This window comes from Salinifilum aidingensis, assembly GCF_054782015.1.
This window is the reverse complement of sequence record NZ_BAAGTH010000013.1, coordinates 122759-138403: the sequence shown is the minus strand read 5'-3', so window position 1 is coordinate 138403 and position 15645 is coordinate 122759. Positions and strand designations below refer to the sequence as shown.

The 15645-nt window shown below is 72.8% G+C and carries 14 protein-coding genes; 6 read left to right on the top strand and 8 right to left on the bottom strand.

Going from position 1 to position 15645, the window contains the following annotated elements; translation table 11 throughout:
• Positions 1-44: 44 nt before the first annotated feature.
• Entirely contained in the window at positions 45-545 is a 501-nt protein-coding gene (locus ACYVJE_RS17800; RefSeq protein WP_459156798.1) for a CinA family protein, read from the bottom strand.
• Positions 542-1171, bottom strand: coding sequence for a CDP-diacylglycerol--glycerol-3-phosphate 3-phosphatidyltransferase (gene pgsA, locus ACYVJE_RS17795; protein WP_461145333.1), 630 nt, complete (start codon positions 1169-1171; stop codon positions 542-544). Before pgsA ends, ACYVJE_RS17800 begins: the two co-directional genes overlap by 4 nt.
• A 271-nt stretch (positions 1172-1442) precedes the next feature.
• On the opposite strand from pgsA, the gene ACYVJE_RS17790 reads away from it, so the two are divergent.
• The 3 genes from ACYVJE_RS17790 to ACYVJE_RS17780 all read left to right on the top strand — a co-directional run bounded on the left by ACYVJE_RS17790 (position 1443) and on the right by ACYVJE_RS17780 (position 3346).
• A complete protein-coding gene (locus tag ACYVJE_RS17790; protein WP_459156800.1) occupies positions 1443-1946 on the top strand; it encodes an amino-acid N-acetyltransferase in 504 nt (167 codons plus the stop codon).
• A 171-nt stretch (positions 1947-2117) separates the two neighbouring features.
• Positions 2118-2639 carry an amino-acid N-acetyltransferase gene (locus ACYVJE_RS17785; protein ID WP_459156801.1) on the top strand — a complete coding sequence of 174 codons (522 nt, stop codon included), beginning with the start codon at positions 2118-2120 and terminating at the stop codon, positions 2637-2639.
• Between the two features lie 119 nt (positions 2640-2758).
• Positions 2759-3346, top strand: coding sequence for a phospholipase (locus tag ACYVJE_RS17780; protein WP_459156802.1), 588 nt, complete (start codon positions 2759-2761; stop codon positions 3344-3346).
• A gap of 34 nt (positions 3347-3380) precedes the next feature.
• Here ACYVJE_RS17780 and ACYVJE_RS17775 read toward each other — a convergent pair whose 3' ends face one another.
• A complete protein-coding gene (locus tag ACYVJE_RS17775) occupies positions 3381-6023 on the bottom strand; it encodes an FtsK/SpoIIIE family DNA translocase (RefSeq protein WP_461145332.1) in 2643 nt (880 codons plus the stop codon).
• Positions 6024-6286: 263 nt separating this feature from the next.
• On the opposite strand from ACYVJE_RS17775, the gene ACYVJE_RS17770 reads away from it, so the two are divergent.
• Positions 6287-7153 carry a lysophospholipid acyltransferase family protein gene (locus ACYVJE_RS17770; RefSeq protein WP_461145331.1) on the top strand — a complete coding sequence of 289 codons (867 nt, stop codon included), beginning with the start codon at positions 6287-6289 and terminating at the stop codon, positions 7151-7153.
• A 23-nt stretch (positions 7154-7176) separates the two neighbouring features.
• On the opposite strand, the gene ACYVJE_RS17765 is transcribed toward ACYVJE_RS17770, so the two are convergent.
• Entirely contained in the window at positions 7177-8553 is a 1377-nt protein-coding gene (locus ACYVJE_RS17765) for an APC family permease (protein WP_461145330.1), read from the bottom strand.
• Positions 8554-8701: 148 nt separating this feature from the next.
• On the opposite strand from ACYVJE_RS17765, the gene ACYVJE_RS17760 reads away from it, so the two are divergent.
• Both ACYVJE_RS17760 and ACYVJE_RS17755 read left to right on the top strand, forming a co-directional pair.
• Positions 8702-9574, top strand: a complete 873-nt coding sequence (locus ACYVJE_RS17760; protein WP_461145329.1) for a MurR/RpiR family transcriptional regulator — start codon at positions 8702-8704, stop codon at positions 9572-9574.
• Between the two features lie 84 nt (positions 9575-9658).
• Positions 9659-10906, top strand: coding sequence for a pyridoxal phosphate-dependent aminotransferase (locus tag ACYVJE_RS17755; RefSeq protein ID WP_461145328.1), 1248 nt, complete (start codon positions 9659-9661; stop codon positions 10904-10906).
• Between the two features lie 66 nt (positions 10907-10972).
• Here ACYVJE_RS17755 and ACYVJE_RS17750 read toward each other — a convergent pair whose 3' ends face one another.
• The 4 genes from ACYVJE_RS17750 to thyX form a co-directional block, all read right to left on the bottom strand.
• Entirely contained in the window at positions 10973-12658 is a 1686-nt protein-coding gene (locus ACYVJE_RS17750) for a ribonuclease J (RefSeq protein ID WP_461145372.1), read from the bottom strand.
• Between the two features lie 35 nt (positions 12659-12693).
• Positions 12694-13650 (bottom strand): 4-hydroxy-tetrahydrodipicolinate synthase, encoded by a 957-nt coding sequence (dapA, locus tag ACYVJE_RS17745; protein WP_461145327.1) that lies wholly within the window; start codon positions 13648-13650, stop codon positions 12694-12696.
• Positions 13651-13937: 287 nt separating this feature from the next.
• Positions 13938-14564: a TIGR03085 family metal-binding protein gene (locus ACYVJE_RS17740; protein WP_459156809.1), complete on the bottom strand. Its 627-nt coding sequence runs from the start codon at positions 14562-14564 to the stop codon at positions 13938-13940.
• Positions 14565-14790: 226 nt separating this feature from the next.
• Positions 14791-15543 carry an FAD-dependent thymidylate synthase gene (gene thyX / locus ACYVJE_RS17735; RefSeq protein ID WP_459156810.1) on the bottom strand — a complete coding sequence of 251 codons (753 nt, stop codon included), beginning with the start codon at positions 15541-15543 and terminating at the stop codon, positions 14791-14793.
• Between the last annotated feature and the right edge of the window lie 102 nt (positions 15544-15645).

Sequence of the window (15645 nt, the reverse complement as noted above, 5' to 3'; positions counted from 1 at the left end):
CCACCTCGGCACGGCGGCGGAGGCGGTGCCCCGTCCCGCCCACACTACTGGGTAGAACGCACCGACCGGTCCAGCTGTTCCAACGCCACCCGAACGGCGGCAGCGCGGACCTCGTGCCGATCTCCCGGCAGGCGGACGCTGCGCACCGCGCTCGTGTCCGGACCTGCCACGCCGACGTGCACCGTGCCCGGCGGGACGCCGTCCTGCTCGCTCGGGCCGGCCACCCCGGTCAGCCCCACTCCCCAGTCCGCTGCGCAGCGACGGCGCGCTCCCGCCGCGAGCATCCGGGCCACCTGCGGGTGCACCGCGCCGTGCTCGTCGAGCACCGCGCGGTCGACCTCGGCGAGCTCGGCCTTCAGGTCCGTCGCGTAGACCACGAGTCCACCGCGGACGACCTCGCTCGCACCGGCGACGCCGGTCAGCGCCGCGGTCACCAGTCCCGCGGTGAGCGACTCGGCGGTGGCCGCCGTCTCGCCCCGCGCGCGCAACCGGTCGAGCACGCGCGCCACCGCTGCGGGGTCGAGCCCGAGGGCCTCCGGGCTCATCGGCCCTCCCCGCCCCGCCGGCTCGCGGCGCGGAGGCGCACCGCCTGCACGGCGTAGTCGACGCCCGTGCCGACGGTCACCAGCAACGCGGCCGCGAGCAGCGCCCAGCGCGCGGGGTCCAGCGCGTCCACGGGGACCAGGTAGAGCACGATCGCGACGGTCTGCAGCAGCGTCTTGAGCTTGCCACCCCGGCTGGCGGGGATCACACCGTGCCGGATGACCCAGAAGCGCAGGACCGTGACCAGCGCCTCGCGCCCGATGATCACCGCGGTGGCCCACCACCACAGCTCGCCGAGCACGCTGAGCCCGAGCAGGGCGGAGCCGGTCAGCGCCTTGTCCGCGATGGGGTCGACCACTTTGCCGAAGTCGGTGACCAGCCCCCGCCTGCGGGCGAGGTCGCCGTCGACGCGGTCGGTGATCGCGGCGAGCACGAACACGGCAGTGGCCACGACGCGCCAGAGCGCGTCGTGCCCGCCCGCCCAGAACAGCGCGAGGAGGAACACCGGCACGAGCACGAGCCGCACCACGGTCAGCACGTTGGCGATGTTGAGCAGCGGCACGGGAGACGCCCCGGACCCACCAGCCCCTCCGGCTGCTGGGTCGGATGCCGCGCGGTCGGCCGTCATCGTCACTCCCCGAACCGTGCTCTTGGGACCGCGGTCACCACTCGTGCTCCGACGGGTGCCGCTCGCCCTTCCGTGATCACGCCGCGTCGCCGGCGATCACGCGGCAGCGTGACACTTCGCCCATCGGCGACCCTCCCAGGATCGAGCACGGGTCCCGGAGCGTCCACGTCGGGGGTCCTCCTCGGACCGCGCCGCTGCCGGGCGCGGGGCCCGCCGCCGCAGTTCCGACCACCCGCATCGCCCGCCATTCGGCACGTTACCCTGGAAAAACGTGAATGAATCGGTACAGGTGCGGCCAGCGCGAGCGGCTGACGTCGAGGCCGTGAAGGGGCTCGTCGACCACTACGCCGGCACGGCCGTCCTCGGCGCGGACCTGGCCACGCTGCACGAGAACCTCGGGGAGTTCTCCGTGGCCGAGCTCCGCGGCACCCTCGTCGGCTGCGGCGCGCTGCACGTGCTCCGACCCGAGCTCGGCGAGATCCGCACGGTGGCGGTCGACCCGCAGCACCGCGGCGCCGGCATCGGGCGCGCGCTGCTGGACCTGCTGCTGCAGCGCGCCCGCGGACGGGGCCTGCGCTGGCTGTTCGCCCTCACCTTCGAGACCCGGTTCTTCGGCCGGCACGGCTTCCAGTCCGTGCGCGAAACGCCGCTGCCCGCCGACGGCGCCACGGAGCCCGCACACTCGGAAGGCGTGGCGCAGTACCTCGACCTCACCCGCGTCAAGCCCAACACGCTGGGCAACACGCGCATGCTGCTCGAACTCGACGCGGCGTAGCGGCCGCGCGGCAGGCGCACCCCTGCCACCTCCGAAGGCCCCGGAGCGCGCGCACCGGGCCACATCCGCACGGGGCCGCCCGCGCGTCGGGACGCGCACCGAGACCCCCGCGCCGGAGCGCGTGCCGGGACGCGCCGGGAGGAGGCTCGACGCGAGGTCTACGATGAGCGCATGAATGACTATGCAGGGTCAGACATAAACATCCGGCGTGCGCGGATCCACGACGTCCCCGGGATCAAGGACCTCGTCGACTCCTACGCCGGTCGCGTCCTGCTCGCCAAGGAGCTCGTCACCCTCTACGAGGACGTCCAGGAGTTCTGGGTCGCCGAGCGCGGCGACGCCCTCCTCGGCTGCGGTGCCCTGCACGTGCTCTGGGAGGACCTCGCGGAGATCCGCACCGTCGCGGTGAGCCCCGCCGCCCGCGGGCACGGCGTGGGCCACCACCTCGTCGGACGGCTCATCGGTCTGGCCGAGGAACTCGGCCTCCCCCGCCTGTTCGTGCTCACCTTCGAAACCGCGTTCTTCGCGCGGCACGGCTTCCGGCCGATCGAGGGCGCCCCGGTCAGCCCCGAGGTCTTCGCCGAGATGCGCCGCTCCCAGGACGAGGGCGTGGCCGAATTCCTCGACCTGGCCCACGTGAAGCCCAACACCCTCGGCAACACGCGCATGCTGCTCGACCTCGACGGCGGGTGAGCGCGGAACCGCGCGATCACCCGGGCGGACCAGCTCGACGCGGCCGCGCATCCCGCGTTCCGGCGATCTCGGCCGCGAACACGCAGACAGCATGATCGCGACGCGGTATAACACCGTCCGTGATCACGACCACTCAGCGAAGCACCCGCACGCGCGGACGCCTCCGCCGCGGCCTGGTCGCCGTCGCCGCCGCCGCGAGCCTGCCCGTCACCGGCCCCGTCGCCTCCGCCGCCCTCGACCCGCCGCAGCTGCGGGCCGCCACCGACGAGTACCTGTTCCACACCGGACTCGACGACTTCGCCGCCGCGCACGAACGAGCTCCGCACGCCGACCAGCTCGACTGGTCCTCGGACGGGTGCTCGGTGGCCCCCGACGAGCCGCTGGGCTTCGACTTCACCGCCAGCTGCTGGCGCCACGACTTCGGCTACCGCAACTACCAGCTGCAGCAGCGGTTCAGCGAGGACAACCGCGCCCGCATCGACGAGAACTTCCGCGCGGACATGACCGGCACGTGCGGCGTGAACCCGCTGTGCCACGGCACCGCGCAGGTCTACTACTGGGCGGTGCGGGAGTTCGGCGACGTCGCCACGTCCACATCGGACGCCGTCGAGCGGGCGCGCATCCGGCCGGTGCACGCCGACGGCCGCATCGTCGGCTTCCGGGCCGTCGACGAGTCCGGCGATCCCGTCACCTTCACCGCGCGCTGAGGCCACCGCACGGCGGGCCCGGCCGACCTCCGGTTCACTCCCCGGAATCCTCGGCCGGGCCGCCGCGGATCGCGGTCAACGCGCTGTCCAGCTCCTCCGGCTTGATCAGCACCTCGCGCGCCTTCGACCCCTCGGAAGGGGCGACGACACCGCGCGATTCGAGCAGGTCCATCAGCCTCCCCGCCTTGGAGAACCCGACCCGCAGCTTGCGCTGCAGCATCGACGTCGACCCGAACTGGCTGGTGATCACCAGTTCCGCGGCCTGCAGCAGGACCTCCAGGTCCTCGCCGATGTCCGAGTCGACCTGCTTGCCCTCCCCGCTCGCCTTGGCGGTGGTGACGCCGTCGGCGTAGTCCGGCTCCGCCTGGTCCTTGGCGAAGGCCACCAGGCGGTTGATCTCCTCGTCGGAGACGTAGGAGCCCTGCGCGCGGATCGGACGCGACGCCCCCATCGGCAGGTAGAGCCCGTCGCCCATGCCGATGAGCTTCTCCGCTCCCGGCTGGTCCAGGATCACGCGCGAATCGGTCAGCGAGGAGGTCGCGAACGCCAGCCGCGACGGCACGTTCGTCTTGATCAGACCGGTCACCACGTCCACCGACGGCCGCTGCGTCGCCAGCACCAGGTGGATCCCGGCGGCGCGCGCCTTCTGCGTGATCCGCACGACCGCGTCCTCCACGTCGCGCGGCGCGGTCATCATCAGGTCCGCCAGCTCGTCGACGATCGCGAGGATGTAGGGGTACGGCCGGTACTCGCGTTCGCTGCCGGGCGGCGCGGTGATCTCCCCGGAGCGGACCTTCGCGTTGAAGTCGTCGATGTGCCGCACCCGGTTGGCCTGCATGTCCTGGTAGCGCTGGTCCATCTCCTCGACCAGCCACGCCAGCGCGGCCGCCGCCTTCTTCGGCTGGGTGATGATCGGCGTGATCAGGTGCGGAATCCCCTCGTAGGGGGTCAGCTCGACCATCTTCGGGTCGATGAGGATCGCCCGCACCTCCTGCGGGGTGGCCCGGGCCAGCAACGACACCAGCAGCGAGTTGACGAAGCTGGACTTGCCGGAACCGGTCGAGCCCGCCACGAGCAGGTGCGGCATCTTCGACAGGTTCGCGGTGAGCATCTGCCCCTCGATGTCCTTGCCCAGGCCCATCACCAGCGGGTGCGGGTCCTTGGCGGCCTCGGGCGAGCGCAGCACGTCGGCCAGGTGCACCACTTCGCGGTCCGAGTTGGGCACCTCGATGCCGACGGCCGACTTGCCGGGGATCGGGGTCAGCAGCCGGATGTTGTCGTTGGCCACCGCGTAGGCGAGGTTCTTCGTCAGCTGGGTGATCTTCTCGACCTTCACCCCCGGCCCGAGCTCGACCTCGTAGCGGGTGACCGTCGGCCCCCGGGTGAAGCCGGTGACCTGGGCGTCCACCTTGAACTGCTGCAGCACCCCGGTGATGGCCTCGATCACCGCGTCGTTGGCCTTGCTGTGCGTCTTCGGCGCGGCACCTTCCTCGAGCATGTCCAGCGGCGGGAGCTGGTAGTCGCCCTCGACCGTCCGGCTGATGCGGAGCTTGCTGCCCCCGTCGTCCGCGCCGTCGTCCGCGGCACCGGTCCCCTCGGCACCGGCGCCCTCGGCGACGGGTGCGCTCTGCTTCCCCTTCGCCGCGGCCGCTCCGGCGTCCTCCGCCGCAGCGGTGCGCGCGGTCGCCGCGTGCTCCTCGGCCGCGGCGGTGTCCCCGGCGCCCTCGCGGTCCTCGGCCATGGCGGCCTGGCGGCGCCGCGAAGGGCGGCGCAGCGAGACCGCGGAGGGGTCGGCCTCCTCGAGCTCGCCGCGCCCGCCGTCCCCGCGGCGCGGCGAACCACCGGTCTCCTCCTCCGGCTCGGCCAGCTGCCGCAGCCGACGCGGCACCTCGCGCACCGGAGTTCCCGTGAGCACGAGCAGTCCGAACAGGCCGATGAGCACGAGCACGAGCACGGCCACCCACCCGGACAGCCCGCGCGCCAGCGGGCCGCCGGCCACGAAACCGAGCGCACCTCCCGCCTCGGGCCACAGCTCCGGCCGGAAGGGGTTGCCGCGGACGATGTGCAGCACGCCGAGGGTGGCCAGCACCAGAACCGCGGAGCCGACCACGACGCGCGGGCGCGCTTCGGGGTCCGTCTCGGTGCGCATCAGCAGCACCGCGGTCAGCGCCAGCACGATCGGCAGCACCACGACCGCCGAGCCCACGGCCGCGCGCAGACCGCCATCCATCCACTCGCCGACCGGTCCGCCCGCGTGCGCCCACACGCCCGCCGCCGCGATCACGGCGACGGTCAGGAACAGCAGCGCCAGACCGTCCCGGCGGTGCGCCGGGTCGATGTCGCGGGTGCGGCCGAGCGCGCGCAGCACCCGGCCCGCGGCGCGCGCGGCACCGCTCGGGCGGTGCGTCCTCTTCGGCGCGGAGCTCCGCGACCGCCCACCGCCCCCGGAGGACTTCGCGGGGGAGTTCTTCGGCGGGGACTTCCGCGCCGACGAGCCGCCCTTCGACGACGAGCCACCGCCCTTCGCACCGGTGGAACGGCCGCGCGCGGATCCGCCGCTCCCGCCGGTGCTCTTCGACCCCGCGCCCTGCGACGACCCCGCGCTCTTCGACGGCCCCGTGCCCTTCGCTCGGGAGCCGGTGGAACGCGTCGCGCTTCCCGAAGTTCGGCTCGCCATGCCCCACACGGTATCCCGCTGCACCACTGCCGTCACACCAGCCACAACCCCGCCCGCGCGGAGGTGCCAGCCCGAACGGATCGCGGCGGCGTTGCGGCAGCTCCACAACCCCGCCCGCGCGCGGAGGTGTCGGTGGGAGCAGGCCGCGGGGTTCGTCGACCACCGCAACCGCGCCCGCGCGCGGAGGACCGCGCCGCGGCACGTCGGCCGCGGACCCCGGCTGGCAGGTCACCCGGAGCCGGCCGGCGTGCGATCCTGTGGGCATGGTGGCCGTTCCACCCGCACCGGATGAACCGACCCGCCCGGCGGCGGAGGAGCAGTACCGGAGCCGCCCCGGCCGCGCAGCGCGGGGCCGTGCCGAGGCGCCGCTGCTGTGGCGGGCGCTCACCCGGCTCGACCGCGGGATCGTCGCCGCGACCGGGCGGCTCGACATCACCGGTTCCCCGCCGGAACCCAGCCCGGGCAGGCCGCTGCTGCTCGTGCCCAACCACATCGGCAACGCCGACGCGCTGGTCGTGCTCGCCGCCTGCCACCGACGCGGACTGGCACCGCGGTTCCTCGCCACCGGCGGGCTGTTCGACTTCCCCGTGCTCGGCACCGTGCTCCGGCGCTGCGGGCACGTCCGCGCCGACCGGGGGAGCCGGCACGTCACCGCCGCGCTGGCGGTCGTGGTGGAGACGCTGCGGCGGGACCCGCGTCCGATCGTGGTCTACCCGGAGGGGCGGATCACCACCGAACCGGGGATGTGGCCGGAACGCGGCAAGACCGGCGCGGCCCGCACGGCCCTGGCCACCGGCGCCACGGTCGTGCCGGTCAGCCAGTGGGGCGCGCACGAGATCCTGCCCTACGAGCTCCCGCACGTCGCCACCGCCGCCGAGGCCTGGACGGTGGTGCGCAGCTGGCTGCGCGGCGTGCGCCGGCGCCCCGCGCTGCGCGTGCGGTTCGGGCCCGCGGTGGACCTCGAGGGGCTCGACCCCGGCCGGGCCGGCGACGCCGCCCGCGCGCACGCGCGGATCATGCGCGCGCTCACCGCGGGCGTGGCGCGGCTGCGCGCGGACGAACCCGAACGGCCGCGCCACCGGGATCCCACCCGGCCGGCCACCGGGAAACCCTGCCCCTGGCGGGAGTGACGCCGGGGCCGCTGCCGCCCGGCTCAGGGCATCCGCTCCGGGGCGGCGGGCTCGGCCGGGCGCGCGGAGGACCACCACCGCAGCACGAGGTTGTTGACCACCCAGAGCACCAGCCCCGAACCGAGCAGCACACCGGCGACGACGTACTCGGTGGTGTCGCGGCCGGTGAACGGGCTCGCGAAGAACGCGCAGCACACCGCACCGAGCACGGGCACGGCCGTGGGGGCGCGGAAATGCTCGTGCTCCGCCGGGTCTCGGCGCAGCACGAGCACCGCGACGTTGACCACGGTGAACACGATCAGCAGCAACAACGAGGTGGTCCCGCCGAGCACGGAAATGTCCAACGCCGCGACGAGTCCGACGCCGAGCAGGCTGGTGAACAGGATCGCCACCCACGGCGTGCGGCGCTGCCGGTGCACGAGCCCGAACTGGCGGGGGACGAGGTGCTCGCGCGCCATCCCGTAGAGCAGTCGGCTGGCCATCATCATGTTGATCAGCGCGGAGTTGACGACCGAGATCAGGGCAATCGCGGCGAACGCCAGCAGCGGGAACCACGGCGCGCTCGCGCGCACGACTTCGAGCAGGGGCGCGGTCGAGCCGTCGAGCACCGAGGTGGGCACGAGCACCGCGGAGGTGGTGGCGACGAGCACGTAGACGCCGGTGCACACGGCGATGCCGAGCAGGACGGCGCGGGGAAAGGTGCGCACGGGATCGTGCGTCTCCTCGACCATGTTCACCGAGTCCTCGAAGCCGACCAGGGAGAAGAAGGCCAGTGCGGTGGCCGAGGTGACCCCGAAGAACGCCCCGGCCTCGCCGTTGAACTCGACGAGCCGGTGCGGTTCGCCCGCTCCTTGCGCGATCGCGCCGAGACCGAGGGCGACGACGATCAGCAAACCGGTGATCTCCACGCAGGTGAGCAGCACGTTGAGCTTCACGGAGACGTTCGCGCCGCGGTAGTTCACCCACGCCAGCAGCGCGAGGAAGGCGCAGGAAACCAGCGTTTCCGGTGCGCTGATGAACTCCTGCAGGTAGTCGCCGCTGAACGCGTCGGCGGCCGAGGCCGCCGAGGTGATCCCGGAGCACATCACGGCGAAGGCCACGAGGAAGGTGAGCAGGTGCACGCCGAAGGCCTTGTGCGTGTACAGCGCAGCCCCCGCGGCTCGCGGGTACTTGCCGACGAGTTCCAAGTAGCTGAACGCGGTCAGGAACGCCACGACGAAGGCCACGACGAACGGCACCCACAGGGCGCCTCCGACGAGGCCGGCGACCTTCCCGGTCAGCGAGTAGATGCTCGCGCCGAGGATGTCGCCCACGACGAACAGCAGCAGCAGTTTCGGCCCCATGACCCGCGCGAGCCGGGCTTCGCCCGGCGGCGCGTCGGGGGAAGTCGTCTCAGGCATGCAATGCAGATTGCCTTAATCGTGAGTTGTGCAACAATAGATGCGTCGCTCTGATTCGGTTGCGCCCGCCGGGAGGAAGCGCGGCGCGGCCGCCCGCGACCGCTGTGCGAGGCTGGAACGATCAGCGCGCACAGCCCTGGAGGTCGTCGTGACCGCCCCGCGGAACTACACGGAACTGCGCGAGGCCCTGCAAACCCGGATGAGCTCCCTCGCCCCCGGGCAGCAGCGCATCGCCCGCGTGCTGCTGACCGAGCCGGAGAGCACGGCCTTCCGCAGCATCAGCGAGACCGCGCGCGCCGCCGAGGTGCACCAGTCCTCGCTCGTGCGCTTCGCCAACTCCCTCGGATTGGCCGGATACCCCGACCTCGTCCAGCTCTGCCGCGACCGGCTCACCGAGCAGGCCCACCTCGTCACCCGGTTCGAACAGGCCAGCCGGCACACCTCCGCCGAGGAGCTGCTGACCGCCGTCGTCGAGCACGACCGGGACAACCTCACCCGCACCTTCTCCCGCATCGACCCCGCGGAGTGGGAGCGGATCGTCGCGCGGTTGGCGCAGGCTCCGCGGGTGCACGTGATGGGACTGCGCAAATGCCGTTCGGTGGCCCAACTGGCGAGCTACCTGCTGCACATGGTGCGGCGCGACGTGCACCTCGTGACACCGGCGCTCGGGGGCCTCGTGGACGAAGTGCGCGATCTGGCCGCCGGGGAACTGTTCCTGGCCGCCTCGATCCGCCGCTACACCGCCGATACGGTGCGCGCTTTCGAGGTGGCGAGCCAGCGGGGCCTGCACACGGTGGCGCTGACCGACGACGCGGCCTCACCGCTGGCCGCGGTCGCCGACGACGTACTCCTCGTCGAATGCGAAGGGGTCACGCTCTTCCGCTCGCTCACCGGGTTCACCTCCGTCGTGCAAGCCCTGGCCACGGCCACGGCCATCGAACTGGGCACCAGCAGCCGCTCCGAGCTGCTGGAGGACGAGCAGTTGCTGGAGACCTTCGGCGCCTACGAAGAGGAGCGTTGACGCAACCGTAGTTGCTTTTATTTATTGAAACGCAAATAAGATTGTGCAACGCTCGGCGCGAACGAGACGCGCGGGAGGTGCACGGTGGTACGGCACTCGGCGACGCTCGCCCTCGATGAACGGCTCCGCGCCCGCAGGGAAGCGGGAGAGGACGTCCTGCACCTGGGCTTCGGCGAAGCCGGACTGCCCGTGCACCCCGACGTGGCCGCTCGACTCGCCGGGGCGTCCGGCCACAACGCCTACGGGCCCGTAGCCGGCTCGGTGACCGCCCGCACGGCTGCAGCCGGGTACTTCGCCCGCCGCGGCCTGCCCACCGAACCGGACGAGGTGATGCTCGCCCCCGGCAGCAAAGCCCTCCTGTTCGGCCTGCTGTCCGTTCTTCCCGGTGACGTCGCGCTGCCGCGCCCCTCCTGGGTGAGCTACGCGGCGCAGTCCGCACTGGCCGGCAAAAACGTGCTCGACGTGCCCGTCGCCGAGGGCAGCGGCGGCGTCCCCGACCCCGAGCGGCTCGACGAGGTCCTCCGCGCCGCCGAGCGGGAGGGGAACGCGCCCGGTTGCCTCGTGCTCACCATCCCGGACAACCCCACCGGCGTGGTAGCCGAGCGGACGCTGGTGGCCCGCGTCTGCGACGTCGCCGCGCGCCACCGGCTGACCGTCCTCGCGGACGAGATCTACCGGGACCTCTCCGACGCACCGGACTTCCCCGACCCAGCGTGGATGTTGCCCGAACGCACCATCGTCACCAGCGGCCTGAGCAAGAGCACGGCGCTCGGCGGCTACCGCATCGGCTTCGCCCGCATTCCCCGCACCGGTCACATGGAGGGCGCGCGCGACGACCTCGTCGGGCTCGCCAGCGAGGTGTGGTCCGGCCTGGCCGCCCCGATGCAGGAAGTGGCTGCGTGGGTTCTCGGGGAACCGCCCGAGATCACCGAGCACGTCGCCGCCTCCCGGGCGCTCCACCGACGCGTCGTCGACCGGGTCCACGGCCTCTTCCTCGAGGCCGGGGCGCACTGCCGCTCCCCGCGCGCCGCCTTCTACCTCTACCCGGACCTGGAACCGCTGCGCCCGGCGCTGGCCGCACGGGGGGTCAGCACGGGACGGGACCTGGCCGATCACCTGCTCACCGAGCACGGCATCGGCGTGCTCGCAGGCGAGGAGTTCGGCGACACCGACCGAGCGCTGCGCTTCCGCGCGGCCACGAGCCTGCTCTACGGCAGCACGACCGAGCAGCGCTGGCAGGCGTTGCGCAGCGACGACCCGTGCGCGCTGCCGTGGATCAGCGAGGCGCTCGACCGCTTGCGGCGCGCCCTCGGTGCGCTGAACCATCCGTGAGCACGACCGCCTGGCGCCCGGACCTCGCGCCCAGGAGCGGCGGGCCACCGCGAGGCGGGCGAGGTGTCACTCGTGCACGGGCAGCACGTTCGGCACGATCATCGGGCGGCGGCGGTAGGTCTCGGCGACCCAGCGGCCGACCACCCGGCGCACCGCCTGGGCGATGCGGTGCGTGTCGGTGATTCCCTCGGCCTCGGTGCGCGCCAGCTCCATCTCCACCATCGGCACGACCTCGTCCAGGGCCTTCGGGTCGTCCGAGAACCCGCGGCCCGCGATCGTCGGCGAGGACACCGCGCGACCGGTGCCCGACTCCACCGCGACCGTGATCGAGATGAACCCGCCCTCGCCGAGGATGAGCCGGTCGGACAGGGTGGACTCGCCCACGTCGCCGACGGAGAGCCCGTCGACGTAGACGTGGCCGACCTCGACCCGCCCGGCGATGCCGGCGGTGCCGTCGACCAGGTCGAGGACCACGCCGTTCTCGGCGATGTGCACCTGCTCGCTGCCGACGCCGGTGAGCTCGGCGAGCTCGGCGTTGGCCCGCAGGTGCCGCCACTCGCCGTGCACCGGCATGACGTTGCCCGGGCGCACCGCGTTGTACAGGTACAGCAGCTCGCCTGCCGAGGCGTGCCCCGACACGTGCACCTTCGCACCGCCCTGGTGCACCACCTGCGCCCCGAGCCGCACGAGCCCGTTGACGACGGCGAACACCGCGGTCTCGTTGCCGGGGATGAGCGAGCTGGCCAGCACCACCGTGTCCCCGGACCGGATGCTGATCTGCTTGTGCTCGCCGCGTGCCATGCGGGACAGCGCCGAGAGCGGTTCGCCCTGCGAACCGGTGGAGACGAACACGACCTCCTGCTCGGGCATGTCCATGGCCTCGTCGAGGTCCACCAGCAGCCCCTTGGGCACGTGCAGCAGCCCCAGCTCCGCGGCGATGTTCATGTTGCGCATCATCGACCGGCCCACCAGGCACACGCGGCGGCCGTGGGCCGCGGCCACGTCGAGGATCTGCTGCACGCGGTGCACGTGGCTGGAGAAGCACGCGACGATGACGCGCTGCTGCGCCTTGCCGATGACCCCGTCGAGCACCGGGCCGATCTCCCGCTCGGGGGTCACCACGCCGGGCACCTCGGCGTTGGTCGAGTCGACGAGGAACAGGTCCACGCCCTCGTCACCGATGCGGGAGAAACCCGCCAGATCGGTCAGCCGGCCGTCCAGCGGCAGCTGGTCGAGCTTGATGTCGCCGGTGTGCAGCACCGTCCCGGCGGGCGTGCGGATCGCCAACGCGAGCGCGTCCGGAATGGAGTGGTTGACCGCGAAGAACTCGAGGTCGAACGCCCCGCGCTGCGCGCGCTGCCCCTCGGCGACCTCGACGAGCACCGGGTCGAGCCGGTGCTCGGCGCACTTGGCCTCCACCAGGGCCAGCGTGAACTTCGAGCCCACGATCGGCATGTCCGGGCGCAGCCGCAGCAGGAACGGCAGGGCGCCGATGTGGTCCTCGTGCCCGTGGGTGAGCACGATCGCCTCCACGTCGTCGAGGCGCTCCTCGACGAACCCGAAGTCGGGCAGGATGAGGTCCACGCCCGGTGCGTCGTCCTCCGGGAACAGCACACCGCAGTCGACGATCAGCAGGCGGCCCTCGTGCTCGAAGACCGTCATGTTCCTGCCGACCTCGCCGATCCCGCCGAGCGCCACCACGCGCAGCCCCCCGCTGGTCAGCGGGCCCGGCGCGGACGCCGACTTCGACACGGCCGCGGTTTGGCCGCTCTCCGTGGACTTCTCGCTCACCGCTGGGTCCCCTCTGCCGCCGTGTCCGGATTCACCAGTACGAGACCAGCTTCCCACAGGTCGCTCGTGATCAGGCGAACCTGGTCGTCGGTCGCCACCGGGATCGGCAACCGCGGCTGCCCCGTCTCCACTCCGCAGGACCGCAGCGCGGTCTTGGCGAACAGCACGCCGCCGGCCACGCTCATCGAGCGGTACACCGGCAGCAGGCCGTTGTGCACCTGGCGCGCCCCGGCCACGTCGCCCGCCTCGTGGAAGTCGATCAACGTGCGCAGCCGGTCCGCCACGACATGACCGATCACGCTGACCACGCCGACCGCACCGACCGACAGCCACGGCAGGTTCAGCGGGTCCTCACCGGAGTAGTAGACGATGTCCGTGTTGGCCATGACCTCGCTGCCGGCGAGCAGGTCGTGCTTGGAGTCCTTGACCGCGACGATGCGCGGGTGCTCACCGAGGCGCTTGAGCGTGTCCACCTGGATCGGCACCACCGAGCGCGGCGGGATGTCGTAGAGCATCACCGGCAGGTCGGTCGCGTCGGCGACCTCGCAGAAGTGCTGGTACAGCCCTTCCTGCGGCGGACGCGAGTAGTACGGGGTCACCACGAGCAGCCCGTGCGCGCCGGCGTTCGCGGCGGACTTGGCCAGAGCCACCGAATGCGCGGTGTCGTTCGTCCCCGCGCCGGCGACGACGGACGCCCGGTCACCGACCGCCTCGACCACGGCGCGCACGAGGCGCTCCTTCTCCTCGTCGGAGGTGGTCGGGCTTTCCCCGGTGGTGCCGTTGACGATGAGCCCGTCGTTGCCGAGCCGGTCCACGAGGTAGGTGGCGAGCTCCTGGGCAGCCGGAACGTCGAGCTTTCCGTCCTGGTCGAACGGGGTCACCATCGCGGTCAGCACGCGACCGAACGGCCGCCCCGCGGTCGCACTCGGAGTGGTAGTGGAGCTGTCGGTCATAACTCCTGACGCTACCTGGTCGGGCCGCAGGTCAGCGCGCCCGTCTCAACCCGCGTCGACCGATCCGGGGCCGCTGCCCGGGGGCACCGGAAACTCCGCGGGCGAGCGGCCCCGACCGCGGATTCTCTTGCGGCGCAACCGTCCTCGTCCGGCAGGTTTCCGCGCGGCACCCGCGGGGCGGGCCGGGGCGCGGCACCGGCGTCCCGGTGGCCGTACCGCGACGACCGCGCCCCGGAAGCGGACACCACCCGGAAGCGGGCACACGCCCGCATCCGCCGGCGGGGCGCTCAGAAGCTGCGCCGCAGGTCCTCGACGGCGGCGATGTCCGCCTCGTTCCCCTCGAACTCCACCTGCGCCTGCTTGCGCCCGAACGCGCGCAGCAGCAGTTCGCCCGGCTCACCGAGCAGCCGCACGGTGCGCGGGCCCTGCCTGGCGGCGATCTCCGTGCCGTCGGGCCGCCGCAGCACCACACCGACCGGGCTGCGCCCGTAGAAGACGCGGGCGACGCGGCCGAGCGCCTTCCACAGCACCTCCTCCCGCTCGGGGTCGCTCGCGCGCGGCAGCCACCCCTCCCGGGCCCGCCGCACGTCCTCGTGGTGCACGAAGAACTCGGCGGAGTTCACCGCTTCGTCGACCGCGCCGACGGCGAACGGGTGCCACTTCGGAGCTCCCCCGCGCACCCGGTCGACGAGGTCGTGCCACGGCAGGTCGTGGAGCTCGCGCTCCACCCGCTGGCCCCGCTCGGCCAGCGCCTTGACCACGCGTCCGGCCATCGCGTCCGGACGCCGTTCCCGCACCACCAGGTGAACGGCGAGGTCCCTGGTGGCCCAGCCCTCGCACAGGGTCGGTGCCTCCGGCCCGACCTGTTCGAGGAGATCGCAGAGCTGTCGACGTTCGTCACTGGCCACACCCATGGGACCACTGTAGCCAGCACCACCACCGGGACGCCGCAGGTGATCACCGCTGCCGCCCCCACCAGCAGCGCACCGGCGCCACCCGGCGTGTCGGGGACCGGCGCAGCCCGATGCGGTCAGCCCCGCACGCGGCTCCTCCGCCCCGCTGCACGCGCGAGGCTCCTCGAGGAACGGCGCACCGGCCACCGCGGTCAGCGCCCCGGCAACGGCACCGCCGCGACCGGCGTCAGCCCTCGTTGACGTAGGGGCTGGAGGCCACCTCGCTGCCGTCGGCGAGCGCGGTGATCTCGAAGTCGCCGAACACGTTGCCCGCGACCTTCTGCAGCTGCCGCAGGCACTCCACGGCCAGCGCGCGGATCTCCACGTCGGCGTGCTCGGTGGCCCGCATCGCGACGAAGTGCCGCCAGGCGCGGTAGTTGCCGCTGACGACGATGCGGGTCTCGGTCGCGTTCGGCAGCACCGACCGCGCGGCCTGCCGGGCCTGCTTGCGCCGCAACGTGGCCTTGGGCTCGTCGGCGAACTTCTCGTTGAGCGCCCGCAGCAGATCGGTGTACGCGTCCACGCTGGCCTGGGTGGCCGCCTCGAACTTGGCGTGCAGTTCCGGGTCCTCGGCGATCACGTCCGGCTCCACCATCGCCGCGTCCCGCTCCGGGACGTACCGCTGGGACAGCTGCGAGAAGGAGAAGTGGCGGTGCCGGATGAGCTCGTGGGTCAGCGAACGCGACATGCCGGTGAGGTAGAACGTGGCCGTGCCGTGCTCCAGCACGGACAGGTGCCCCACTTCGAGGATGTGCTGCAGGTACCCGGCGTTGGTCGCGGTGGCGGGGTTGGGCTTGTGCCACGACTGGTAGCACGCCCGGCCCGCGAACTCCGCGAGGGCCTGTCCGCCGTCGGCATCGGTCGACCAGTCCACGTCCTCCGGCGGGAAGAACTCGGTCTTGCCGATGAGCTGCACTTTCGGCGGCACGATTTCGGTCACGGCGGGCGGACCCCTTTCCTTCGCTGCGGCTGCCGGGGATGCGCGGCGCAACGGCGCCGCGCCGCCCCCGAGGAGCAGGCGCGTCGACTCCCCTTCGTCCTC